This window comes from Tenacibaculum sp. M1.3A (assembly GCF_057732375.1).
Genome location: NZ_JBYJEF010000023.1, coordinates 1 through 1,089, shown reverse-complemented (window position 1 = coordinate 1,089; position 1,089 = coordinate 1). Strand labels below are relative to the sequence as shown.

Genomic DNA, 1,089 nt, shown 5'->3' with positions numbered 1-1,089 from the left:
ATAGATTTTATTTTTCCGTTTAGCTCACCAAATTCATCAGCAGGATAATTTGATAATTTTATTTGAACCTTTTGGCCTTTTTTTATTTTACCTGAGTTTGCAGCCGGAGCCTTTATTTTACCAATAAACGAGTTATCTTTGGTAGGGATAATTATAAATATTAAATCGCCTGTTTTTACTGTTTGGTTTTTGTTCCAGAATGATAAAAACGAAATTTTACCATCTATAGACGAGCTTAAAGCATATTGCTTCTCCCAGTCTTTAATTGATTTTTTTAAGTATAAAAATGATTGAATGGCTTTCTTTTTTAAGCGCATATCATTTTGAGTTTTTTTGATAGAAGTGCCTTCTAAATTTTTAGTAGAGTTGTTAATTAACTCTCTAATTTGTGAAATTGAAGATTCTAAGCTTTTATAAGACCTTTTAGATTGTAAAAACGCTATTTCTTTTTGTTCTTTTTCTTTAGCGGAAATAACACCTTGACTGAACAATTTTTTACTTCTGTTTATGTCTATTTGTTTAAATTCTAATTCCTTTTTGTTAAGTTCTTTTTGTGAAATTAAAATTTGTAATCGCCCTTTAGCTTCAATGACCGACATTCTGTTGGCGAAACTTTCAGATTTATAAGGGGTTAGTTTTTTATTTAAAATATATTCAGAATAGTCGTTTTCAAATTGAGAAAAACTAGTTGTAATATCACCTAAAACGAGTGGAGGTAATTTATCAATAGGAAAAGAAAACGTTTTTTGATTTCTATCAATAGTATCTACAATACTTTTTAATAGTAAAACATCTTTATAAGAGGCGCTGTTTTCTATAACAGCTAATATATCGTTTTCATTAACATTTTTACCTTCGTTTGTTAAAAACACCTCAAATTGCCCTGTAGATTTTGCATATATTTTTTCAGGAGGAAAAGAGGTTGTTACCATTACTTGTGAAGAAATAACATCTGGGTATTTTACAAACCAAGTTATAAACAACAACATAATAATTAAGGATAAAAGCAACGTGTTACCCCAACGGATCATCCAATTAGGTACATAGCTCAATATTTCTTGAACTTCTTCGCTTCGTATTTCTATGTTT

General features: G+C 28.7%; 1 protein-coding gene. It reads right to left on the bottom strand.

The window, feature by feature from the left end:
* Window positions 1–1,089, bottom strand: a 1,089-nt coding sequence (locus tag AC28QF_RS13865) for an HlyD family secretion protein (protein WP_488202433.1), incomplete at both ends; no start/stop codon positions are given.